At 70.9% G+C, this 21,730-nt stretch carries 25 protein-coding genes; 15 read left to right on the top strand and 10 right to left on the bottom strand.

The window, feature by feature from the left end; all coding sequences use genetic code 11:
• Positions 1-214 precede the first annotated feature (214 nt).
• The gene (locus tag AB3X10_RS05355; RefSeq protein WP_369979702.1) at positions 215-1,291 is read left to right on the top strand and encodes a methyl-accepting chemotaxis protein; all 1,077 of its coding nucleotides are present in this window, start codon (positions 215-217) and stop codon (positions 1,289-1,291) included.
• Here AB3X10_RS05355 and AB3X10_RS05350 read toward each other — a convergent pair.
• From AB3X10_RS05350 to AB3X10_RS05335, 4 genes are all read right to left on the bottom strand, one after another.
• Entirely contained in the window at positions 1,197-1,490 is a 294-nt protein-coding gene (locus AB3X10_RS05350) for a zinc-binding dehydrogenase (RefSeq protein WP_369979700.1), read from the bottom strand. The genes AB3X10_RS05355 and AB3X10_RS05350 overlap by 95 nt on opposite strands.
• A gap of 372 nt (positions 1,491-1,862) precedes the next feature.
• A complete protein-coding gene (locus AB3X10_RS05345) occupies positions 1,863-2,648 on the bottom strand; it encodes an SDR family NAD(P)-dependent oxidoreductase (protein WP_369979698.1) in 786 nt (261 codons plus the stop codon).
• 40 nt (positions 2,649-2,688) lie between these two features.
• Entirely contained in the window at positions 2,689-3,477 is a 789-nt protein-coding gene (locus AB3X10_RS05340) for an SDR family NAD(P)-dependent oxidoreductase (protein ID WP_369979696.1), read from the bottom strand.
• Between the two features lie 68 nt (positions 3,478-3,545).
• Positions 3,546-4,640 carry an alkene reductase gene (locus tag AB3X10_RS05335; RefSeq protein ID WP_369979694.1) on the bottom strand — a complete coding sequence of 365 codons (1,095 nt, stop codon included), beginning with the start codon at positions 4,638-4,640 and terminating at the stop codon, positions 3,546-3,548.
• 197 nt (positions 4,641-4,837) lie between these two features.
• Between AB3X10_RS05335 and AB3X10_RS05330 the strand changes: the two genes are divergently transcribed.
• Positions 4,838-5,437, top strand: coding sequence for a TetR/AcrR family transcriptional regulator (locus AB3X10_RS05330; RefSeq protein WP_369979692.1), 600 nt, complete (start codon positions 4,838-4,840; stop codon positions 5,435-5,437).
• A gap of 321 nt (positions 5,438-5,758) precedes the next feature.
• Here the strand turns inward: AB3X10_RS05330 and AB3X10_RS05325 are convergent, their stop codons facing one another.
• On the bottom strand, positions 5,759-6,166 hold the full coding sequence (locus AB3X10_RS05325; protein ID WP_369981662.1) for a hypothetical protein: 408 nt from the start codon (positions 6,164-6,166) through the stop codon (positions 5,759-5,761).
• A 321-nt stretch (positions 6,167-6,487) separates the two neighbouring features.
• Between AB3X10_RS05325 and AB3X10_RS05320 the strand changes: the two genes are divergently transcribed.
• Positions 6,488-6,973 (top strand): hypothetical protein, encoded by a 486-nt coding sequence (locus AB3X10_RS05320; RefSeq protein ID WP_369979690.1) that lies wholly within the window; start codon positions 6,488-6,490, stop codon positions 6,971-6,973.
• A gap of 50 nt (positions 6,974-7,023) precedes the next feature.
• Positions 7,024-7,482: a hypothetical protein gene (locus AB3X10_RS05315; RefSeq protein WP_369979688.1), complete on the top strand. Its 459-nt coding sequence runs from the start codon at positions 7,024-7,026 to the stop codon at positions 7,480-7,482.
• 89 nt (positions 7,483-7,571) lie between these two features.
• Here the strand turns inward: AB3X10_RS05315 and gap are convergent, their stop codons facing one another.
• Positions 7,572-8,573 (bottom strand): type I glyceraldehyde-3-phosphate dehydrogenase, encoded by a 1,002-nt coding sequence (gap, locus tag AB3X10_RS05310; protein WP_369979686.1) that lies wholly within the window; start codon positions 8,571-8,573, stop codon positions 7,572-7,574.
• Between the two features lie 169 nt (positions 8,574-8,742).
• On the opposite strand from gap, the gene AB3X10_RS05305 reads away from it, so the two are divergent.
• The 3 genes from AB3X10_RS05305 to AB3X10_RS05295 all read left to right on the top strand — a co-directional run bounded on the left by AB3X10_RS05305 (position 8,743) and on the right by AB3X10_RS05295 (position 11,031).
• Complete coding sequence (locus tag AB3X10_RS05305) at positions 8,743-9,372, top strand: OmpW/AlkL family protein (protein WP_369979684.1); 630 nt, start codon at positions 8,743-8,745, stop codon at positions 9,370-9,372.
• A 118-nt stretch (positions 9,373-9,490) separates the two neighbouring features.
• The gene (locus AB3X10_RS05300) at positions 9,491-10,114 is read left to right on the top strand and encodes an OmpW/AlkL family protein (RefSeq protein ID WP_369979683.1); all 624 of its coding nucleotides are present in this window, start codon (positions 9,491-9,493) and stop codon (positions 10,112-10,114) included.
• Between the two features lie 104 nt (positions 10,115-10,218).
• Complete coding sequence (locus AB3X10_RS05295; protein ID WP_369979682.1) at positions 10,219-11,031, top strand: S1/P1 nuclease; 813 nt, start codon at positions 10,219-10,221, stop codon at positions 11,029-11,031.
• A 150-nt stretch (positions 11,032-11,181) separates the two neighbouring features.
• On the opposite strand, the gene trxC is transcribed toward AB3X10_RS05295, so the two are convergent.
• The 4 genes from trxC to AB3X10_RS05275 form a co-directional block, all read right to left on the bottom strand.
• Complete coding sequence (gene trxC, locus AB3X10_RS05290) at positions 11,182-11,619, bottom strand: thioredoxin TrxC (protein ID WP_369979680.1); 438 nt, start codon at positions 11,617-11,619, stop codon at positions 11,182-11,184.
• Positions 11,616-12,095, bottom strand: coding sequence for an OsmC family protein (locus AB3X10_RS05285; RefSeq protein WP_369979678.1), 480 nt, complete (start codon positions 12,093-12,095; stop codon positions 11,616-11,618). Before AB3X10_RS05285 ends, trxC begins: the two co-directional genes overlap by 4 nt.
• Before the next feature lie 97 nt (positions 12,096-12,192).
• Entirely contained in the window at positions 12,193-15,411 is a 3,219-nt protein-coding gene (locus AB3X10_RS05280) for an efflux RND transporter permease subunit (protein ID WP_369979676.1), read from the bottom strand.
• Position 15,412: 1 nt separating this feature from the next.
• Positions 15,413-16,495, bottom strand: coding sequence for an efflux RND transporter periplasmic adaptor subunit (locus AB3X10_RS05275; RefSeq protein ID WP_369979674.1), 1,083 nt, complete (start codon positions 16,493-16,495; stop codon positions 15,413-15,415).
• A 136-nt stretch (positions 16,496-16,631) separates the two neighbouring features.
• On the opposite strand from AB3X10_RS05275, the gene AB3X10_RS05270 reads away from it, so the two are divergent.
• The 8 genes from AB3X10_RS05270 to AB3X10_RS05235 all read left to right on the top strand — a co-directional run bounded on the left by AB3X10_RS05270 (position 16,632) and on the right by AB3X10_RS05235 (position 21,539).
• Positions 16,632-16,994, top strand: coding sequence for a rhodanese-like domain-containing protein (locus AB3X10_RS05270; RefSeq protein ID WP_145702560.1), 363 nt, complete (start codon positions 16,632-16,634; stop codon positions 16,992-16,994).
• Between the two features lie 5 nt (positions 16,995-16,999).
• Positions 17,000-17,350 (top strand): ArsR/SmtB family transcription factor, encoded by a 351-nt coding sequence (locus AB3X10_RS05265; protein ID WP_369979671.1) that lies wholly within the window; start codon positions 17,000-17,002, stop codon positions 17,348-17,350.
• A complete protein-coding gene (locus tag AB3X10_RS05260; RefSeq protein WP_369979669.1) occupies positions 17,347-18,180 on the top strand; it encodes an MBL fold metallo-hydrolase in 834 nt (277 codons plus the stop codon). Before AB3X10_RS05265 ends, AB3X10_RS05260 begins: the two co-directional genes overlap by 4 nt.
• Before the next feature lie 18 nt (positions 18,181-18,198).
• Positions 18,199-18,702 (top strand): hypothetical protein, encoded by a 504-nt coding sequence (locus tag AB3X10_RS05255; RefSeq protein ID WP_369979667.1) that lies wholly within the window; start codon positions 18,199-18,201, stop codon positions 18,700-18,702.
• 63 nt (positions 18,703-18,765) lie between these two features.
• Positions 18,766-19,506 carry a molybdate ABC transporter substrate-binding protein gene (modA, locus tag AB3X10_RS05250; RefSeq protein ID WP_369981660.1) on the top strand — a complete coding sequence of 247 codons (741 nt, stop codon included), beginning with the start codon at positions 18,766-18,768 and terminating at the stop codon, positions 19,504-19,506.
• 10 nt (positions 19,507-19,516) lie between these two features.
• Positions 19,517-20,212, top strand: coding sequence for a molybdate ABC transporter permease subunit (gene modB / locus AB3X10_RS05245; RefSeq protein ID WP_369979665.1), 696 nt, complete (start codon positions 19,517-19,519; stop codon positions 20,210-20,212).
• Between the two features lie 82 nt (positions 20,213-20,294).
• Positions 20,295-20,912 (top strand): molybdenum ABC transporter ATP-binding protein, encoded by a 618-nt coding sequence (locus tag AB3X10_RS05240; protein WP_369979663.1) that lies wholly within the window; start codon positions 20,295-20,297, stop codon positions 20,910-20,912.
• 69 nt (positions 20,913-20,981) lie between these two features.
• Positions 20,982-21,539 (top strand): flavin reductase family protein, encoded by a 558-nt coding sequence (locus AB3X10_RS05235; protein WP_369979661.1) that lies wholly within the window; start codon positions 20,982-20,984, stop codon positions 21,537-21,539.
• The last annotated feature ends 191 nt before the right edge of the window (positions 21,540-21,730 follow it).

The following is a 21,730-nucleotide window of genomic DNA, read 5'->3' as shown; positions in this document are numbered from 1 at the left end:
CGTGCCAATGGTCCGGCGACGCCGGTCCTGGCGCAGATGGTAGACGAGTTCGCCCTCGCCGCGGCCCGGCCGCCGGCGGCGCAACCCAGGCGCGGCAACGCATGCCGGCGACGGACGCTGCGCAAATGCGTCCTCAAGCCGGTGCATCGGCGGCCGTTAACTCCCTTATCCCGTGTTGCGCCTGCTGTTCCCTCCCCTCCCACCGACAGCGCCAATGAACCTGCCAGCCAAACCCACCGAAGCGGGCATCGACGACCACATCCGTTCCGTGGTCGGCCTGTCCGACCAACTGCTCGGACAGCTGCGCCGTTCGTTGCAACGCATCGACGAGATCAACCGCACCACCCACGTGATCTCGATGAACGCACGCATCGAGTCGGCGCGGATCGGCCATGCCGGACGCGGTTTCAGCGTCATCGCGCAGGAAATGGACGTGCTGTCGCGGCGCGTGGCCGACGCCACCCAGGATCTGGACAAGGTCGCCGCCAGCACCAGCACCGAGATGCGCCACACCCTGCAGCGGCTGGACGACGACGTGCGCCGCACGCGCCTGAGCGAACTGGCGCTGAGCAACATCGACCTGATCGACCGCAATCTCTACGAACGCAGCTGCGACGTGCGCTGGTGGGCCACCGACGCGGCCATCGTCGCCGCCGCGCGGCCTGGCCGCGACGACGACGAACTCGCCTACGCGTCGCGGCGCATGGGCCAGATCCTGGACTCGTACACCGTGTACTTCGACCTGGTGCTGGCCGGCACCGACGGCCGCATCCTCGCCAATGGCCGCCCGCAGCAGTACGCCTCGGCCGGCAGCGACGTGTCCGCGCAGGCCTGGTTCGAGGACGCCACGCGCACCCGCAGCGGCGAGGAATTCGGCTTCCAGGGCGTGCATGCCAGCACCCTGGCCGATGGCGAACGCGTGCTGGTGTATTCGTGCACGGTGCGCGACGGCGGCCGCGTCGACGGCCGCGTGCTGGGCGTGCTCGGCATCGTGTTCCGCTGGGACGCGCTGGCGCAGACGGTGGTGCAGCGCACGCCGCTGTCGGAGCAGGAATGGGGCCGCAGCCGGGTGTGCATCGTCGACCAGCGCGGCCAGGTGCTGGCCGATTCGGCCGGGCGCATGCTGCAGGAGCGGATCGACTTCGCCGGCCGCGAAGCGCTGTTCAAGCAGCCGCGCGGCGCGGTGCTGAGCGATCTCAACGGACGCCCGCACTGCATCGCGCATGCCGCCTCGCCCGGCTACGAGACCTACCGTACAGGCTGGCATTCGCTGATCCTGCAGGCGCTGTAGCGCTGAGCGCGCGGGACGGCCCGCGCGCTCGGTGCTGGCCGATCCCGATCGCCAACTTACCCATGGCGCGCCCGCTCTCGGCATAGCCCAGGGCCTGCGCGGTCGCCTCCAACGGGAATACCCGGTCGATCACCGGCCTGATGATGCCGGCCTCGAGCAGCGCACCGATCTCGCGCAGTTGGTTGCCGCTGGCGGTCATGAACAGGAAGGCGTAGCCGACTCAGCGCCGCCTGGCCTTCCTGCGAATGCGCCGCTCGGCAGGCGGATCGCCTGCCGCAGCGGCCAGGCCAGGCCTTGTTGCGCGGCGAAGTTGCGCGGCGAAGTCCGGGTCCGGCGGGCCGGAGATGGAAATGGGCCTGCCGCCGGAGCCGGCATGGATCAGCACCTTGCGTCCCTTCTGCAGCCGCGCCGTCTCGCGGCCCTCTTCGCGCCACCAGGCCGGCCGACGGCGAGGCACCGATGCTCCGGTGCGCGAGCACCTAACCCGGCGAGAACATCCACACGCAGGCGATCGCCAGGAACGGGATCGAGGCCAGGACCGACAACGCGCGCAAACCCCGGCGCATGGCGGTTACCGGTTGAGGATGCGGGAGAGCACGGCCTGGTGGATCCAGCGCGGCGTCGCCCACATGAAGACCGCGTTCAACTTGTTGAGCAGCCCGGGCACGACGCTGATGCGGCCGGCATCCAGCGCGCGCATGCCGGCACGCACCACCGGCGGGGTCTGCATCATCACGGCCTTCAACTGCGGCGTGATCCGCTGCTGGGCGACGCGCGCGAAGCCGGTATCGGTCAGTCCCGGGCACAGCGTGGTCACGCTGACGCCATCGCGCGCGAACTCGCGATGCAGCGCCTCGCCCAGGCGCAGCACGTAGGCCTTCGCCGCCGAATACACCGCGAAGTCCTCCACGCCCTGGTAGGCCAGCAGGCTGGCCACCTGCAGGATCTTCCCGTGCCGCCGGCGCCGCATGTCCTGGCCGAACAGGTGGGTCATCGCGGTCAGGCTGGCGATATCCAGCTGGATCATCGACAGCACCGGCTCCAGCTCACCGTCCAGGAACGGGCCCTGCAGCCCGTGCCCGGCATTGTTGATCAACACCTCGACCTCGATGCCCCGCGCCTGCAGGCCGGCGTGGAGCCCGCGCACGGCGGCGATCTGCGACAGATCCACCTGCTCGACGAGGATGTCGACGCCGTGCTGCTGCCGCAACGCCTGCGCCAGCGCATCGAGCCGGTCCAGGCGCCGCGCGACCAGGATCAGCTTGTGGCCGCGCGCCGCGTACTGCCTGGCGAATTCCTCGCCGAATCCACTCGATGCGCCGGTGATCAGCACCCAGCTATCGCGTTGCGTTTGCATGATGATGGCCTCGATGACGACAGATGCGGGACCGCGGCCTTCAGGCAGCCGGCCGGTAGCGTTCCGCGGCATTGGCCTGCCGGATGCTTCCCAGCAGCCCTTGCCTGGCGCCGTCGAGCGCGCCCCAGCGGTCGGCGTCGTGCAGCGGCGGGATGGTCACCAGCTCGCGGCGATCGAAGCCGATCAGCGCCGCATCGACCAGCTCTTCCACGTCCATCACCTCGGCCAGCGTGTTGACGTCGATGCCGGCGCGCTCCCAGATCTCGGTACGCGTGGCCGCCGGAAGCACCGCCTGCACGTACACGCCCTTGGGCGCCAGTTCCAGGCTCATGCCCTGCGACAGGAACAGCACGAAGGCCTTGGTCGCGCCATAGACGGTCATGCCGAATTCCGGCGCCAAGCCGACCACCGAGCCGATGTTGACGATCGCGCCGCTGCCGGACTGCGCCAGCCGCGGCGCGATCGCCACCGCCAGCCGCGTCAGCGCGGTGGTGTTGAGCGTCAGCAGGCGTTCGACGCCCTCCGCCGTCTGCTCGGTGAAGCCGCCGGACTGGGCCATGCCGGCGTTGTTGATGAGGATGCCGATGCTGGCGTCGTCGCGCAGGCGCGCTTCGACCGCGGCCAGGTCGGCCGGTGCGGTCAGGTCGGCCTGCAGCACGTCGACCGCGACCTTGTGTTCCTCGCGCAGGCGCGCGGCGAGCGCGTCCAGCCGGGATTTGTCGCGTGCGACCAGGACCAGGTCGTGGCCGCGCTGGGCGAAGCGCTGCGCATAGAGGGCGCCGATGCCGGTGGAGGCACCGGTGACGAGGACGGTGGGGGCGATGCTCATGGACGTGGTCTCTTCTGATCGGAGGGAAGGTGCGGCCACGCTGCGGTGGCCGTGATGGAGACGTGCGGTCAGCCGCCGGCGCTTTCGGCCAGCGTCGGATAGTCGGTGTAGCCCTTGGCGCCGCCGCCGTAGAGCGTGGCCGGATCCGGTGCGGCCAGCGGCGCGCCGGCCTGCAGCCGCTCGACCAGGTCGGGATTGCCGATGAACGCGCGGCCGAAGGCGAACAGGTCGGCGCTGCCGGCGGCGAGGCTGGCGCTGGCCAGCGCCGGGTCGTAGCCGTTGTTGGCGAGGTAGGTCTGCCTGAAGCGGCTGCGCAGCGCTGCGTAGTCGAACGGCGCCACGTCGCGCGGCCCGCCGGTGGCGCCCTCCACGACATGCAGGTAGACGATGCCCAGCGCGCTGAGCCGCTCGGCGATGTAGTCGTACTGCGGCTGCGGATCGCTGCAGGAGATGCCGTTGGCCGGCGACACCGGCGAGATGCGCACGCCGGTGCGTTCGGCGCCGATCTCCTGCGCCACCGCCGCGGCGACCTCGAGCAGCAGGCGCGCGCGGTTCTCGATGGAACCGCCGTAGGCGTCGGTGCGCTGGTTCGCGCCGTCCTTGATGAACTGCTCCAGCAGGTAGCCGTTGGCGCCATGCAGCTCCACGCCGTCGAAGCCGGCGGCGATGGCGTTGGCCGCGGCCTGGCGGAAGTCGTCCACGATGCGCGGCAGCTCGTCGCGCTCCAGCGCGCGCGGCGCGGAGACATCGGCAAAGCCGTTGTTGACGAAGGTCTTGGTGGCGGCGGGGATCGCCGAGGGCGCCACCGGCGCGGTCCCGCCGGGGCGCAGGTCCACGTGCGAGACGCGGCCGACGTGCCAGAGCTGCATGAAGATGCGCCCGCCCCTGGCGTGCACCGCATCGGTGACCGCACGCCATCCCTCGACCTGTGCCGGCGTGTAGATGCCCGGCGTGTCCTGGTAGCCCTGCGCGTCCGCCGAGATCTGCGTCGCCTCGGTGATCAGCAGGCCCGCGGACGCACGCTGCGCGTAGTAGGTGGCGGCCAGCGCGCTGGGCACCAGGCCCTTGCCGGCGCGGTTGCGGGTCAGCGGCGCCATGACGATGCGGTTGGCCAGCGTCAGCGGGCCCAGCGGGTACGGCGTGAACAGTGCGGTGTCGGACATGGTGGCGTTGGTTCTCGATGGAGGGAGGCGCGTCGGCGTCGCGACAGGTCGTGGCGGTGGGCCGGCGCCACCGGAAGCAGGCGGCTCGAAGAAAGCCACGCAATGATGATGGTCATAATCTTACCTGTCAAGGTTTTGATGATGAACAAAATCAATGCATCCTTGCGCCTGGAAAAGCACCGCTGGGGGCATCCGCGATGAAGGTCAGCAGGGCGCAGGCACAGGCGAACCGGGCGCACATCGTCGAAACCGCGTCTGCGCTGTTTCGCGAGCGCGGCTACGAGGGGATCGGCGTCGCCGACCTGATGGCCGCCGCCGGCTTCACCCACGGCGGCTTCTACAAGCACTTCCCGTCCAAGGCCGACCTGATGGCGGAGGCGACGGCATGCGGGATCGCGCAGACCGTGGCGCAGGTGGGCGGGCTCGATACGCCGGAATTCGTCCGCCGCTACGTGTCGCGCGCGCATCGCGATGCCCGCGCGGTGGGCTGCACCATGGCCGCGCTGGGCGGCGACGCCGCACGCGAGCCGGAGGCGATCCGGGCCGCGTTCGCGGACGGCGTCGAAAGCATGCTGGCAGCCCTGCAGCGCGAGGACGATGCAGCGAGCGGCGCCAGCCCTGGCGATGCGCGCGCCAAGCGCCTGGGCATGCTGGCGCACGCCCTCGGCGCGATCGTCATGTCGCGGGCCTGCCCGGACGATTCGCCGCTGGCGGACGAGATCCTCGCGGTGTGCCGCGCCACCATGCTCGCGTCGCTGGATGTGGCGCCGGCGGCAGGCAAGCACAGCGGAAGGTGAGCGCGGCAGCCCGACGTGGCGCCGTCGCCGGCTTGCCGCCAGCGGTCGCCCAAGGCGCGCCGCCGAGGCTGCGCAACGCCCGCGGCCGGCAAACGCGTCGCCACGCCCAGGCGCTGCGGGATGAGCACGGCGCCACGGCAGGCCTGCTCGGCGAAGCCCCTGCGCGAAGAGCGGCAGGCCAGGCACCTGCATCCGCATCGCCGGCGGCTGGCATGCACCCGCCACACCCGCGGCGGCGGCATCCAGTCGCGCGCGACCGCCGTTTCGCAGGCACAAAAAAAGCCCGGGCGCGCGACGCGGCCCGGGCTTGGAGGCAAGCGCTTATTCGCGGTAGCCGCTGTCGTTCTTGTTGTGGATGATCCAGATCAGGTTGCCGCCGCTGCCCATCGACTTGCCGGCGAACACCAGCCGGCCCTGGCCCTTGTAGGCCAGTTCGTAGCGGTAGCGGTCGCCGCCGTAGAAGAACGGGATGAAGGCCTTGCCGGTGACGTAGGAACCCTGGTCGGTGGGTTCGCCGATCAGGTCGGTCACCTGCTTCATCGGCATGCCGATCTTGAGCTGGGTGAACTTGCTGTCCGGCGCCGGCTTGCCGGTGATCTCGCCTTCGTAGTCGTTGACGCCCTTGACGGTCTCGCCGTAGCCGGCTTCGACCTCCGAGGAATTGGTGACCTCGCCGTCGGCGTTCATCCAGCTCGGCGTGCCACTGTGCTTCTTCGCCATCGCCTGCATCGGCACCGTGGCCGCCAGCGCCACGGCCAGCACCAGGGCGCCCGTCCACACACGGTTGATCTGCATTTTTTCGCTCCTTGAATCCATTGAGTGCCCCCTGTCCATTGCCTGCAACGCCAGCGCGGGAACATCCGCTGGCCAGCGGCGCATTAGTGCACGCGTCGCCGCGGATGTCCACGCCCGATCGGCATGGCGGCGCACCGGCGCCGACGCTTGCCGGCGCCGGGACGGCATGGTAAAAATCGCGCCAGCGCGATGCGAACACTCCACGCGTGGCCCATGGATCCGGCATCACCGCCCCAGCGCAAGGACGTCCCCGCAATGCCCACGCTCCGTCGCCCTCACGTGCTGCCCGCGCTGTGCGCCCTGGCGCTGCTTGGCGTGGCGCCGCTGGCCTCGGCCGACATGTTCGGCAGCCCCGAAGACATCGCCCGCAGCTGGCTCGGCCACGACGCCGCTGAGCTGATGATGCAGTGGCCGGTGGACCGCGGCCTGTACACCTCGGAGAACACCGAGACCCACGAAACCGCCTATACCTATAACTTCGGTGTGGAGGAGCATTACCGGACCGACTACTGGACCGAGCAGGGCGGGGTGATCGGCATGGCCCCCGGCGGCAACGGCGTGGCGCCCACGCCGATCTTCGAGCAGAACCAGCGCAGCCAGACCGTTTTCGTGCCGGCCGAACACCACTGCGAGATCACCTTCGTCGCCGATGCCGAGGGCATCATCACCCGCTACGATTTCGCGGGCAGCAAGTGCCAGCCGTATATCCGCAGCTGGGGCCGGCCGAAGAAAAAGAAATAGTCGCCGCGCGTGTTGCCGGCTTTCGATTCGCACACACAGGGGAACATCCGATGAGCGTAAAGAATTCACTCGCCCGTGTCGCCTGGTCGGCGATCGCATTGACGCTGCTGGCGCTGAGCGCCCCGGCGCTGGCCGCAGGTCCGCGCCACGGCGAGATCGTGGCGCTGGAGCCGATCGAGAACAAGAATACCGACGTGCCCGAGCGAACCAAGACCATCAAGAATGCCGCCGCCAACCTCGGCGGTCTGGCCGGCGGCTTCCTCGGCCTGAAGAGCAAGAGCTCGGTGGGCGTCGGCACCGGGCAGGCGGCCGGCGCCGCCGCCGGCGAAACCGTGGGCGCCAAGATCGCCGGCAACGGCCCGGCCGCGCACTACATGGTGAAGATCCGCTTCGACAACAAGTCGCAGACCGTGGTGTCCAAGCCCAGCGCCGAGGTTGCCGGGCTGACGGTCGGCAGCCGGGTCAAGGTCACCGGCAGCGGCGAGGACATGCGCATCGAGGCCGAGTGAGCAGCACCGGCGCGGCCACTGCGCCCGCGCCGCTTGGCAAGCACAAAAAAAGCGCCCTCGGGCGCTTTTTTTGTGGGCGGGGCGGCGGCTTACTTCGCCACCACCTTGACCATTTCCAGGCACTTGTTGGAATAGCCCCACTCGTTGTCGTACCAGGACACCAGCTTGACGAAGGTGCTGTCCAGGGCGATGCCGGCGTCGGCGTCGAAGATCGAGGTGCGCGCGTCGCCGCGGAAATCGGTGGCCACCACCTTGTCCTCGGTGTAGCCGAGGATGCCCTTCAGCGCGCCTTCGCTCTGCGCCTTCACCTCGGCGCAGATCTCGGCGTAGGTGGCCGGCTTGTCCAGCTCCACGGTCAGGTCGACCACCGACACGTCCGAGGTCGGCACGCGGAAGCTCATGCCGGTCAGCTTCTTGTTCAACTCCGGGATCACCACGCCCACGGCCTTGGCTGCGCCGGTGCTGGACGGGATGATGTTCTCGAGGATGCCGCGGCCGCCGCGCCAGTCCTTGTTGCTGGGGCCGTCCACGGTCTTCTGCGTGGCGGTGGCGGCGTGCACGGTGGTCATCAGGCCGCGCTTGATGCCCCACTTGTCGTTGATCACCTTGGCCAGCGGCGCCAGGCAGTTGGTGGTGCAACTGGCGTTGGAGACGATCGCCTGGCCGGCGTAGGTGGCATGGTTGACGCCGTACACGAACATCGGCGTGTCGTCCTTGGACGGGGCCGACAGGATCACCTTCTTGGCGCCGGCGTCGAGGTGCTTCTGCGCGGTCTCCTTGGTCAGGAACAGGCCGGTGGATTCGATCACCACCTCGGCGCCGACCTCGTCCCACTTCAGCGCCGCCGGATCGCGCTCCTGGGTCAGGCGGATCTTCTTGCCGTTGACCACCAGGTGATTGCCGTCGACCGACACCTCGCCGTCGAAGCGGCCGTGCACCGAGTCGTACTGCAGCATGTACGCCAGGTAGTCGGGCTCGAGCAGGTCGTTGATGGCGACGATCTCGATGTCGCTGCCGAAATTCTGTACCGCCGAGCGCAGCACATTGCGTCCGATGCGACCGAAACCGTTGATGCCAACCTTGATTGCCATTTCAGTAGCTCCTGCGGCCGCGCCTGACGCGGCGGATGGAAGGGGGCGAGCATTCTATCAGGCCGGCCGCATGGCGCCCGGCACGCGCAGTCGACGCGTTTGATCAGGATCAAGGCGGCGCCGCGGCGGCGGCAGGACACTGCGCCCACACCCAAACGAGACGCCCATCATGCGCAAGACCTCCCCTCTCCTGCTGTCCGGCCTGGCGGCCGCCCTCGCGCTGTGCGCCCTGCCGGCGCTGGCGCAGTCGCAGGGCGACTGGACCGTGGGCATCGGCGCCCACCAGGTCAATCCGAAGTCCGACAACGGCAAGCTGGCCGGCGGCACCCTGCCGCTGAGCATCGGCAGCGACATCAAGCCGACCGTCACCTTCGAATACTTCGTGCACCAGGACCTGGGCATCGAGGTGCTGGCCGCGCTGCCGTTCAAGCACGACATCGACGTCAAGGGCGTCGGCAAGGTCGGCAGCACCAAGCACCTGCCGCCGGTGGTCTCGCTGCAGTACCACTTCAACAGCGCCAGCAAGGTGTCCCCGTTCGTCGGCGCCGGCATCAACTACACCACCTTCTTCAGCGAGGACACCACCGGCGCGCTGGCCGGCAGCAAGCTCAAGCTGGAGGATTCCTGGGGCCTGGCCGCGCACGTCGGCGTGGACGTCGCGCTCACCGACAAATCGGCGCTGCGGGTGGACCTGCGCTGGATCGACATCGACAGCAAGGTCAAGGTCGACGGCGCCAGCATGGGCACGGCGAACATCGATCCGCTGGCATACGGGCTGGCCTACGTGATGAAGTTCTGAGCCCCGCACGGGCGCCGCGCTTCTCTGGCAGACTACGCTCCACAAGGATGTGGACCGGTCGCCGCCGGGCCGACACTGGGATTCGCATCCGCCCATTCGCCGCCACCGGGGGTCCCCAATGAAGCCACGCCTGTCGTTCCGCCGTTTCGCAGTCGCCGCCCTTGCCGCCATCGCCCTGCCCGCCGCGGCGCAGTCGGCCGGCCACTTCACCACCAGCTACGGCGTGCACGGCATGGTGCCTGGTTCCTCGAACGGCACCCTGAGCGGCAGCGACCAGCGTTTCAGCGCCGACACCGCGCCGGCGGTGTCGTTCAGCTACGAATACTTCTTCCGCGGCAACCTCGGCCTGGAAATCCAGACCCTGGTCGGGCAGCAGAAGATCGGCCTGGAACAGGGCGGCGATATCGGCAGCGCCTGGGCGCTGTCGCCGACGCTCTCGCTGCAGTACCACTTCAACGGCAACGGCGACATCTCCCCGTTCGTCGGCGTCGGCCTCAACTACACCACGTTCCTGGGCGCCGACGGCAAGGGCGCGTTCTCCAGCGACGACGTCAAGTTCAAGGACAGCGTCGGCCCGGCCGTGCATGCCGGCGTGGACTTCGCGATCGGCGAGCGCAGCGCGCTGCGCGTGGACGCGCGCTGGACCAGCATGCGCAGCGACGTGGAAGTGGACAGCGGCAAGCTCGGCAAGGCCAAGCTGGACCCGGTCACCTACGGCCTCGCCTACCTGCTGTACTTCTGATCCCACGCCGGTGTGCCTCGGCCGCACGGGCGAGGCTTAGCGGCAGCGCAACGGTGCGCCGCCGCGGCCATGGCAGCGTCATCGGCGCCGGCTAGAATCGGCGCATGAAATCCTCTCTCTTCGTTTCCGCCGCGCTCGCCGCGGCACTGGCCGCCGCGCCGTCCGCCGCCTTCGCCTGGGGTCCGCTGGGCCATCGCCTGGTCGCCGATCTGGCCGACACGCAACTCACCCCGCAGGCCCGCGCGCAAGTGCGGCAATTGCTGCAGGGCGAACCCGAGCCGACCCTGGCCGGCGTCGCCAACTGGGCCGACCAGTTGCGCGAAAGCGACCCGGACATGGGCAAGCGCACCGGCCCCTGGCACTACGTCAATCTCGGCGAAGAGCAGTGCCACTACGAGCAGACCCGCGATTGCCCCGACGGCAACTGCGCGGTCGAGGCGCTGCGCCGCCAGGCCGCGATCCTCGCCGACCGCAGCCAGCCGCAGGCAGCGCGGACCCAGGCGCTGAAATTCGTGGTGCATTTCGCCGGCGACATCCAGCAGCCGCTGCATGCCGGCTATGCCCACGACAAGGGCGCCAACACGTTCCAGATCCAGTTCGAGGGCAAGGGCAGCAACCTGCATTCGCTGTGGGACAGCGGCCTGCTGCGCAGCCGCGGCCTGGACGAGGCGCATTACCTGGCGCAGCTGCAGGCGCAACCGCTGCCGGCGCCGTCGCCGGCCGGCAGCGCGCTGCCGCCGCCGGCCGCGGCCTGGGCCGAAGCCTCGTGCCGGATCATGCTGCGCCCGGGCTTCTACCCGCCCGGCGCCAAGCTGCCGGCCGACTACGTGGCGACCTGGCGCCCGGTCGCCGAGGCGCAACTGCGCCAGGCCGGCGCGGACCTGGCGGCGACGTTGAACGCGGCGCTGGGCAAGTAGCGCGACGGGCGTACGCCTCACCGTGTCGGTGTGGATGTGTCCCCGCCCCCTGCAGGAGCGGCTTCAGCCGCGACAGGTTCCATCGGTAAGTCCTGTCGCGGCTGAAGCCGCTCCTACAGGAACGCAATGCGAATTCGGCGCCACGGACGCCTAGCCGGCGTGCGCCCGCGCCCAGCGCACGATGTCGGCGGCGCCGATCGCACCGCTCTGCCGCGCCAGTTCGCGGCCATGCCGCAATAGGGCCAGGGTCGGAATGCTGCGGATGCCGAAGCGCGCCGCCAGCGCCGGCTGCGCCTGCGTGTCCAGCTTGCCCAGGCGCATCTGCGGCTCCAGTTGCGCGGCGGCGGCTTCGAAGTGCGGCGCCATGGTCCGGCACGGGCCGCACCACGGCGCCCAGAAATCCACCAGCAGCGCAATGTCGCTGCGCTCGGCGTGCACCGCGAAGTTGTCCGCGTGCAACGCCACCGGCGCGCCGGCGAACAGCGCGCGATGGCAGCGCCCGCATTGCGGCGCCGCCGCCAGGCGCTCGCCCGGCACCCGGTTCAGCGCCTGGCAGTGCGGGCAGGCGATGTGCAGCGGATCGCTCACGCGCCGGCCTCGATGCTCTTGTCGCCGAGCAGGACGTTGCCGTGCGCATCCTTGACCGTGACCTGCACGTCGATGCCCTGGCGCACGCTCTGGGTGACCACGCAGAACTGCTCGAACTGGTCGAGGATGCGCTGCAGCTGCGCATAGTCCTGGTTGCCGTCGGGCAATTGCAGTTCCACCGATGCCTGCGGAATGCGCCAGAAGCCGTCCGCGTTGCGCATCGGCGTGGCGGTGATGTGCGCGACCACGCCGACCGGATCGTTCTTGAACTTGCGCATCGCGAACAGCAGGCTGGCGGCCAGGCAGTTGGCGATGCTGGCCAGCAGGATGCGCGAGGGGTTGGGTCCGCGCTCGTGGCCCAGCGGCGCGGTCTCGTCGCCCAGCCACGGCGCCAGATCGGTCTCGTCGAATTGGATGCGGAACGCGAAGTCCGCCTCCTGCTCGAGGGTGACGCGGATCGGATCGCCGATGGTCATGCAGAACTCCTCATGCAGGTCCGCAGTGACGCAGACAGTGAATGCCGACTCTACGCCGGCCCCGGAAAGACCGCGTGGACGCGCCTGCGCATTGCGCTCACGCGGCCCTGGCGGCGCGGCGCGCCAACGGGTAGTACAGCAGCGGGATCACCAGCAGGGTCAGCGCCGTGCTGATCAGGATGCCGAAGATCAGCGCCACCGCCAGGCCGTTGAAGATCGGATCGTCGAGGATGAACAGCGCGCCCAGCATCGCCGCCAGCCCGGTCAGCACGATCGGCGGCGCGCGCACCGCGCAGGCCTCCACCACCGCCTGCTCGGCGCTGCGGCCCTGCGCCAGCGCCTGGCCGATGAAGTCCACCAGCAGGATCGAGTTGCGCACGATGATGCCGGCCAGCGCGATCATGCCGATCATGCTGGTGGCGGTGAACTGGGCGCCGAGCAGCGCATGCCCCGGCAGCACCCCGATCACCGTCAGCGGGATCGGCGCCATGATCACCAGCGGCACCAGGTAGCTGCGGAACTGCGCCACCACCAGCAGGTAGATCAGCAGCAGGCCGACCGCGTAGGCGATGCCCATGTCGCGGAAGGTCTCGTAGGTGATCTGCCATTCGCCGTCCCACTTGACCGCGAAGTCGGCGCTGTCGGTCGGTTGCGCGATGAAGTGCTGCGCCAGCGCCTGCCCGCCGATGCGGTGTTGGCGCAACTGCCCGACCAGGTCGAACATGCCGTACAGCGGGCTGTCCAGGCGCCCGGCCTCGTCGCCGGTGACGTACACCACCGGCAGCAGGTCCTTGTGCCAGATCGCGCCGTCCCAGGGCAGACGCTGCACCGCGACCAGTTCCGACAGCGGCACCAGCTGGCCGTCGCCGCCGCGCACGCGCAAGGCCAGCATGCGCGCGACGCCGGCCTGGTCGGCCGCATCCAGCCGCAGCCGCACCGGCCGCGGATACTTGGAGGCGCCATCGTGCAGCCAGGTCGCATCCATGCCCTGCACGGACACGGCCAGCGCGTCGGCGATCGCCTCCTGCGTCACGCCCAGCCGCGCCGCGCGCACCCGGTCGACCACGATCAGCTCGCGCGTCGCGGCGCTTTCCACGCTGGTATCGACATCGACCACGTCCGGCATGCGCTGGAAGCGCCGCTGCAACGCCAGCGCCAGCTGGCGGCTGCGCGCATAGTCCGGGCCGTACACCTCGGCCACCAGCGGCGCCAGCACCGGCGGGCCCGGCGGCACCTCCACCACCTTCAGCGCCGCGCCGTGGCGGCGCGCGATCGCCGCCAGTTCCGGACGCAGCGCGCGCGCGATGGCGTGGCTGTGGCGCGTGCGCAGGCGCCTGTCGACCAGGTTCACCTGCAGGTCGCCGACGTTGTTGCCGCGGCGCAGGTCGTACTGGCGCACCAGCCCGTTGAAATTGACCGGCGCCGACGTGCCGGCATAGCCCTGGTAGTCGTGCACGTCAGGATTGCGGTCGAGCACCGCGGACAGGGCGACCAGCAGCGCGTCGGTGTCCTGCAGGGTGCTGCCTTCGGGCAGATCGACCACGATCTGCAATTCGGACTTGTCGTCGAACGGCAGCATCTTCAGCACCACCCACTGCAACCCGACCAGCGCGACCGCCAGCGCCAGCAACGCGGCGATGCCGGCGAACAGCCAGCCGCGCCGCCGCGCGCCGCGCGCGGGGGCGAGAAACGGCTGCAGCAAGCGCGAGAAGAAGCGCTGCAGGCGCGGCGAGGCGGATGCCGATTCGCCGCCGGCAGCGGGCGCCGCCGGCGCATGCCGCGCCAGCAGTTTCAGCGCCAGCCACGGCGTCACGACCAGCGCGATCGCCAGCGACAGCAGCATGCCGACCGAGGCGTTGATCGGGATCGGCCGCATGTACGGGCCCATCAGTCCGCTGACGAAGGCCATCGGCATCAGCGCCGCGATCACGCTGAAGGTGGCGAGGATGGTCGGTCCGCCGACCTCGTCCACCGCCGGCGGGATCGCCTCGCGCAGGGTCTTGCCGCCGGCGCGCATGTGCCGGTGGATGTTCTCCACCACCACGATGGCGTCGTCGACCAGGATGCCGATCGAGAAGATCAGCGCGAACAGCGACACCCGGTTGAGGGTGAAGCCCATCGCCCACGATGCGAACAGGGTCAGCGCCAGGGTCAGCACCACCGCGCTGCCGACCACCACGGCCTCGCGCCAGCCCAGCGCGAACAGCACCAGCAGCACCACCGAGCCGGTCGCGAACACCAGCTTGTGGATCAGCTTGGCGGCCTTGGCGTCGGCACTGGCGCCGTAGTCGCGGGTGACCTCGGCATGCACGCCCTGCGGGATCGTCTCGCCGCGCAGTTGCTGCAGGCGCGCGGCGACCGCGCGGGTGATCGCGGCGGCGTCGCTGCCGGGCTGCTTGGCGATGGCGATGGTCACCGCCGGCGCGCGGCCCTGCGCCGGCCCGCCACGGGCCGCGGGCGCGCCGTACCAGACATAGCTGCTGGGCAGGTCGGCGCCGGCGCGCACCTGCGCCACGTCGCGCAGATGCAGCGGCTGGCCGTCGTGCACGCCGATCACCAGCGCCGCCACCGCGTCGGCATCGGCCAGGAAGGTGCCGGCGGCGACCGGCACCGCGCGCCCGCCGCCGATGCGCTCGCCGAGCTGGCGCACCGCATTGGCCGCCTGCAGCGACTGGCTCAGGTCGGACACGGTCAGGCCGTAGGCGGCCAGCCGCGCCGGATCCAGGGTCAGCGTCAGCACCCGCTGCGGCGCGCCGATGCTGTCGATGTCGCGCGTGCCGGGGATGCGCTTGAGCTCGGTTTCCAGCGTGTGCGCGACCTCGCCCAGGTCCACCGCGCTGCGCTGCGGATCGTCGCTCCACAGGGTCACCGCCATCACCGGCACGTCGTCGATGCCCTTGGGCTTGATCAGCGGCGTGCCCACGCCCATGCCTTGCGGCAAGGCGTCCAGGTTCGAATAGACCTGGTTGTAGAGCCGCACCAGCGCCGCCTGGCGCGGCACCCCGACCTGGAACTCGACGGTCAGCAGCGCCTGCCCCGGGCGGCTGACCGAGGTCACGTGCCTGACCCCTTCGATCTCGGCCAGCGTCTGCTCCAGCGGCGTGCTCAGCAGCTGCTCCACCTCGCGCGCATCGGCGCCGGCGAAGGCCACCGACACGGTGGCCATGGTCACGTCGATCTGCGGCTCCTCCTCGCGCGGCGTGATCGCCACTGCGGCCAGGCCGAGCAGCAGGCCCAGCAGGGCCAGCAGCGGGGTCAGCGGATTGGCCTGGAACCGCGCCGCCAGGCGGCCGGACACGCCCAGTGGCGCCGCCATCTCAGCGCGCCGCCAACGCGCGGCGCTGCGCCGCCAGCGCCTGCCCGGCCGCGACCGGATCGCGCGCCACGCGCTCGCCCGCGCGCAACCCGGCCAGCACTTCGACCCGCTGCGCCTCCTGCCGGCCCACGCGCAACTGGCGCAGGCTCAGGCGGCCGCCGGCGAGCACATAGGCGGCACTGAGTTCGCCACGCTGCAGCAGCGCCGTGCGCGGCATCCACAACGTGGCCGTGGCGGCGTCGGCGCCGCTGTCGGGCAGCGCGAAGGCGACCTTGGCGGTGGTGCCGGGCGCCGGCGCGGGCGCCAGCACCGGCAGCGGGACGCGCACGGTCACGCTGTGGCTGTCCGCATCGGCGGTGGGAAACACCAGCACCTGCGGCACCGCCAGCACGCGGCCGTCGTCCAGCCGCACCTGCGCGCGCGGCGCGGCGCGGATCGCCTCCGCGTCGGACTGCGGCACCTGCACCTCGATCCGCTGCGCGCCGGGCGCATACAGCGACAGCAGCGCCTGCCCCGTCGCCACCGCTTCGCCCGGCTGCACCTGGCGCGCGCTGACCACGCCGGCGAACGGCGCGCGGATCACCGTGTAGTCGGCCGGCTGCCGCGCCTGCGCCAGCTGCGCGGCGGCGGACTGGCGCGCCGCGACCGCGGCATCGCGGGTGGCTCGCGCCTGGTCCAGCTGCGCCCTGGACACGTACTGCGCGCCGGCCAGCGCGGCGTAGCGGCGGTAACTGGCCTCGGCTTCGTCGGCACTGGCCGCGGCCGAACGCCACTGCGCCTGGGCGCTGTCCACGCCGGCGCGCTGCTCCACCGCGCTGAGCCGCAGCAGCACCTGGCCGGCGGCGACGCGGTCGCCGACGTCCACCGCCACCTCGCGCACGCGCCCGTCGGTCTGCGCCGACAGGTCGGCATGGTCCACCGCCGCGACCACGCCATCCCAGGCGCGGCCAGGGGACGCGGCGAACGCCACCGCATCGGTCTGCAACGCAGGCAACGGCGGCACCGCCGCCGAGGGCGATTCGTGGCCGCACGCGGCGAGCGACAGGCTCGCGGCCAGCGCGATCGGGAGGGCAAACGGCTTCACGCGGCGACTCCAGCACGAGGATTCGACCGAATCCGGTCGGTGCCAGCGAACCGTCGCTGGCTGCGAGATAAATTAGAATTTTCTTATATTAGAGTCAACTGATATTATGGCTGGCGTTCATCCACCGGAGCCCCCCATGCCCCATTCCTCCGCCCACGCCCTGGTCGAGCGGGCACGCCCGCAGATCCAGGAAGTCGCCACCGATGCCGCCGCCACGCCGCTGCCCGGCGAATGGATCATCGATGTGCGCGAACCCGGCGAATTCGCCGTCGGCCACCTGCCCAACGCGATCAACATCCCGCGCGGCATCCTCGAATTCCGCCTGGACGCCGATCCGGCGCTGGCCCGCCGCGACCAGCCGATCCTGCTGTACTGCGCCAGCGGCGGCCGCTCCACGCTGGCCGCGCTGAGCCTGCAGCAACTGGGCTACAGCCAGGTGCGCTCGCTGAGCGGCGGCTTCCTCGGCTGGACCGCCGCCGGCCTGCCGGTCGCCTTCTGAGCGCGATGGCCCGCCGCCTGCCGCCCGCGATGGACCCGGCCGCGATGCGCCTGCATGCCGGCGAGGCCGCGCGCCTGCTGAAGGCGCTCGGCAACGAAAAGCGGCTGCTGCTGCTGTGCCTGCTGGTGGATCGCGAGCAGTCGGTGGGCGAGCTCAACGCGCGCGTGGCGCTGAGCCAGTCGGCGCTGTCGCAGCACCTGGCGCTGCTGCGCGAGGACGGCCTGGTGCAGACCCGCCGCGACGGGCAGACCATCTACTATTCGCTGGTCCCGGGTCCGGCGCAGCGCATCCTCGACACCTTGCACGGCATCTACTGCAGCGTCGGCCCTTCCTCTCCCGCCAAGGCAGGCCCATGAGCCACGTCCCGCACGTCCACCCCTTCCACCACGCCGGTTCCGGCACCTGGAGCTATCTGGTCGACGACGGCCGCGAGGCCGCGGTGATCGACCCGGTGCTCGACTTCGATGCGGACACCGCCACGCTGCGCGATGCGCCGGCGCAAGGCCTGGCCGAGCTGTTGTCCGCGCGCGGCCTGCAACTGCGCTGGATCCTGGAAACCCACGCGCACGCCGACCATGTCTCCGCCGCGCAGTGGTTCAAGCGCCGCTGGCCGCAGGCGACGCTGGCGATCGGCGCCGGCATCCGCCAGGTGCGCGCGCGCTTCGCGCCGCAGTTCGGCCTGGCCGCGGACGCCGGCGACACCCGTTGCGGCTTCGACCACCTGTTCGCCGACGGCGAGCGCTTCGCGATCGGCGCGCTGCAGGCGCAGGTGATCGCCGTGCCCGGACATACCGACGACAGCATCGCCTACCTGGTCGGCGATGCGCTGTTCCCCGGCGATTCGCTGTTCATGCCCGACAGCGGCACGGCACGCTGCGATTTCCCCGGCGGCGACGCGGCGACGCTGTTCCGCTCGATCCAGCGGCTGTACGCGCTGCCCGAATCCACCCGCGTGTTCGTCTGCCACGACTACGGCGCCGGCGGCCGCGCGGTGGCCTGCGAAACCAGCATCGGCGCCCAGCGCCGCGGCAACATCCACGTGCGCGACGGCGTCGGCGAAGCCGAGTTCGTCGCGTTGCGCCAGGCGCGCGATGCGACGCTGGCGCCGCCGCGGCTGATGCAGCCGTCGGTGCGCGCCAACATCCAGGCCGGTCGCACCGACGATCTGCACGCCGCGCCACGGTGAAGGCGGTAGGATGCGGGCATGTCCCGATCCCGCCTTTTCGCTCTTCTCGGCCTGGCGCTGGCTGCGACGCAGGCGCAGGCCGCGCATGGCCCGGCCGCGCACACCGGCGCCGACGCAGCCGCGGCGGCCACCGGCGTGCTGCCGATCGCACTCGATGACGCCACGCTGGGCGCCTTGCCGCGCGAGCGGGTCAGCGCCCAGGCGCACGGCCAAGCGCTGGACTGCGAAGGCGTGGCGCTGCGCGCCGTGCTGCAGGCGCAGCGCGCGATGCCCACCGAGCCGCTGCGCGGCGCGCAGTTGCAACGGCGGGTCGAGGTCGCCGCGCGCGACGGCTATGCCTCCGTGTTCACCCTGGCCGAACTGGACCCGACGCTGGGCGCGCGCCGCGTGCTGCTGGTCGACCGCTGCGACGGCAAGCCGCTCGCGGCCGAGGACGGCCCGCTGCGCCTGATCGTGCCGCAGGACCAGCGCCCCGCGCGCTGGGTGCGCCAGGTGCAGTCGATCGCCGTCGTCACCCCCTGACTTCCTAGGAGCCTCGCCATGTCCCGTTTGCTACGCAGCCTGCTGTGCCTGTTCTCGCTCGCCATGGCCGTGGCCACGCCGGCAGCCTGGGCGCAACCGGCCTCCGCGCCGCTGACCGTGTTCGCCGCGGCCAGCCTGAAGGAATCGCTGGACGAGGCCGCCGCCGCCTACCAGCAGGCCAGCGGCACGCCGGTGCAGGTGTCGTACGCGGCCAGCTCGGCGCTGGCGCGACAGGTGGAACAGGGCGCGCCGGCGGATGTGTTCTTCTCCGCCGACCTGGAGTGGATGGACTATCTGCAGCAACGCCAGCTGGTCGATCCGGCGCAACGCCGCAACCTGCTCGGCAACACCCTGGTGCTGGTGGCGCCGGCGGCCAGCAAGGCCAGGGTGGACCTGCGCAAGCCCGGCGCGCTCGCCGCCGCGCTCGGCGCGCAGGGCCGCCTGGCGGTCGGCCAGACCGCCAGCGTGCCGGCCGGCAAGTACGCGCGCGCCGCGCTGCAGACGCTCGGCCAGTGGGACGGCGTGCAGGCGCGCCTGGCCGAATCGGAAAGCGTGCGCAGTGCGCTGATGCTGGTCGCGCGCGGCGAAGCGCCGCTGGGCATCGTCTACGGCTCCGACGCCAAGGCCGAGCCGAAGGTGCGGGTGGTGGCGGTGTTTCCGGCCGACAGCCATGCGCCGATCGTGTATCCGGTGGCGGCGCTGCGCGCGAGCAAGAACGCGGCCGCGGCCGATTTCGTGCGCTGGCTGGGCACCGCGCCGGCGCAGGCGATCTTCCAGCGCCGCGGTTTCTCGCTCGCGCACTGAGCCGTTGCCGTTGTTCGCATTCACCCCGCAGGAACTCACCGCGATCGCGCTCAGCGTCAAGGTCGCATTGGTCGCGGCCCTGGGCAGCCTGCCGTTGGGCGTGGCCTGCGGCTGGTTGCTGGCGCGACGCCGCTTCCCCGGCAAGTCGCTGCTGGATGCGTTGCTGCACCTGCCGTTGGTGATGCCGCCGGTGGTCACCGGCTATGCGCTGCTGATCGTGCTCGGCACGCAGGGACCGGTCGGCGCCTGGCTGCTCGAACACCTGGGCGTGCAGTTCGCGTTCCGCTGGACCGGCGCGGCGCTGGCCAGCGCGGTGATGGGCTTCCCGTTGATGGTGCGTGCGATCCGCCTGGCCCTGGAATCCACCGACCGGCGCCTGGAAGCGGCTGCGGCCACGCTCGGTGCCGCGCCGTGGCGGGTGTTCTTCACCATCACCCTGCCGCTGGCCTGGCCGGGCCTGGTCGCCGGCACCGCGCTCGCCTTTGCCAAGGCGCTGGGCGAATTCGGCGCCACCATCACCTTCGTGTCGAATATCCCCGGCGAAACCCAGACCCTGTCGTCGGCGATCTATGGCCTGTTGCAGGTGCCCGGCGGCGAATCCGGGATCTGGCGGCTGGCGGCGGTGGCCCTGGCGATCTCGCTGGCCGCGCTGCTGCTGTCCGAATGGCTGGTGCGGCGCCAGCGCGGCCCGGAGGCGGACGCATGAGCGGGCGCCTGTTCACCGCCCGCGCGCGGCCGGCAGCGCCCTTCCACGCCGCGCCGCGTTCGCCGCACGGGAGCGCGCGCCGATGTTGAGCATCGACATCGAGGTGCAGCGCGGCCGCTTCCAGCGCCGCCTGCGGGTCGAGGAGACCGCGCGCGTGGTCGCGCTGGTCGGCCCGTCCGGCGCCGGCAAGACCAGCATGCTCAACGCCATCGCCGGCGTGCTGCGGCCGCGCAGCGGACGCATCGTCATCGACGAGCGCGTGCTCTACGACAGCGACGCCGGCATCGACGTGCCGACCCACCGCCGCCGCATCGGCTACGTGTTCCAGGACGCGCGGCTGTTCCCGCACATGGACGTGCGCCGCAACCTCGGCTACGGCCGCCACGGCCGCGGCCGGGCCGAGCGCTTCGGCTTCGATGCGGTGGTGGAGCTGCTCGGCATCGCGCCGCTGCTGGCGCGGCGCCCGGGCAACCTGTCCGGCGGCGAGGCGCAGCGCGTGGCGATCGGCCGCGCGTTGCTGGCGCAGCCGGCGATCCTGCTGTTCGACGAGCCGCTGTCGGCGCTGGACGCGCAGCGCCGCGGCGAACTGATCCCGTACCTGCAGCGCGTGCGCGACGAAGTGCGCCTGCCGATGCTCTACGTCAGCCACCAGGCCGAGGAAGTGGAACGCATCGCCGATGCGATCCATCGGCTGGACTAGCGCGCGCCGACGCCGCGTTCACCGCCGATGGCCAGACTGTGCCATCGCCACCGCCGCGAGGATGCGCCCATGCGCCGCTACCGCAAGCACGATTTCCCGCCCGAGCAGGTGCGCCGGTTCCTGGAACCCGGCCCGGTGGTGCTGGTCGGTTCGGCGTGGAAGGGGCAGCGCGACATCATGACCATGGGCTGGCACATGGTGCTGGAATTCTCGCCATCGCTGATCGCCTGCTGCATCTCCAGCGCCAACCGCAGCTTCGAGCTGGTCCGGCGCAGCAGGCAATGCACGATCAACCTGCCGACCGCGGACCTGGTCGACACCGTGGTCGGCATCGGCAACAGCAGCGGCGCGCAGCTCGACAAGTTCGCCCACTTCGGCCTGACCGCGGTGGCCGGCGCGCAGGTCGATGCGCCGCTGATCGCCGAGTGCTACGCCAGCTTCGAATGCCGCCTGCACGATGGCAGCCGGATCGCCAGGCACAATCTCTTCATCTGGGAAGTGGTCAAGGCGCACGTCGCCACCTCGCCGAAACTGCCCAGGACCCTGCACTACCGCGGCGACGGCAAGTTCATGTTGTCCGGCGCGGAGATCTCGCGGCGGCGCCTGTTCAAGCCGGAAATGCTGTAGCCGTGATCGCCACGCATGTAGCGACGCTGCAGCCCGCACATGCGGCATCCATGTCCAGAAGCCGCCCTGCGTAGGAGCGACTTCAGTCGCGACAGAATCCATCCGCAGCGCCAGTCGCAACCGGGAGCATGCAGCCACCGCAACTGCCGCCGCAACCGCGAAAACGACCCCGCAGCGCTCACCGGCCGGCA

It is taken from the genome of Xanthomonas sp. DAR 80977, from assembly GCF_041240605.1.
Lineage (GTDB): Bacteria > Pseudomonadota > Gammaproteobacteria > Xanthomonadales > Xanthomonadaceae > Xanthomonas_A > Xanthomonas_A bundabergensis.
Note: the sequence above shows the minus strand (reverse complement) of the source record. Positions and strands in the feature narration are given on the sequence as shown.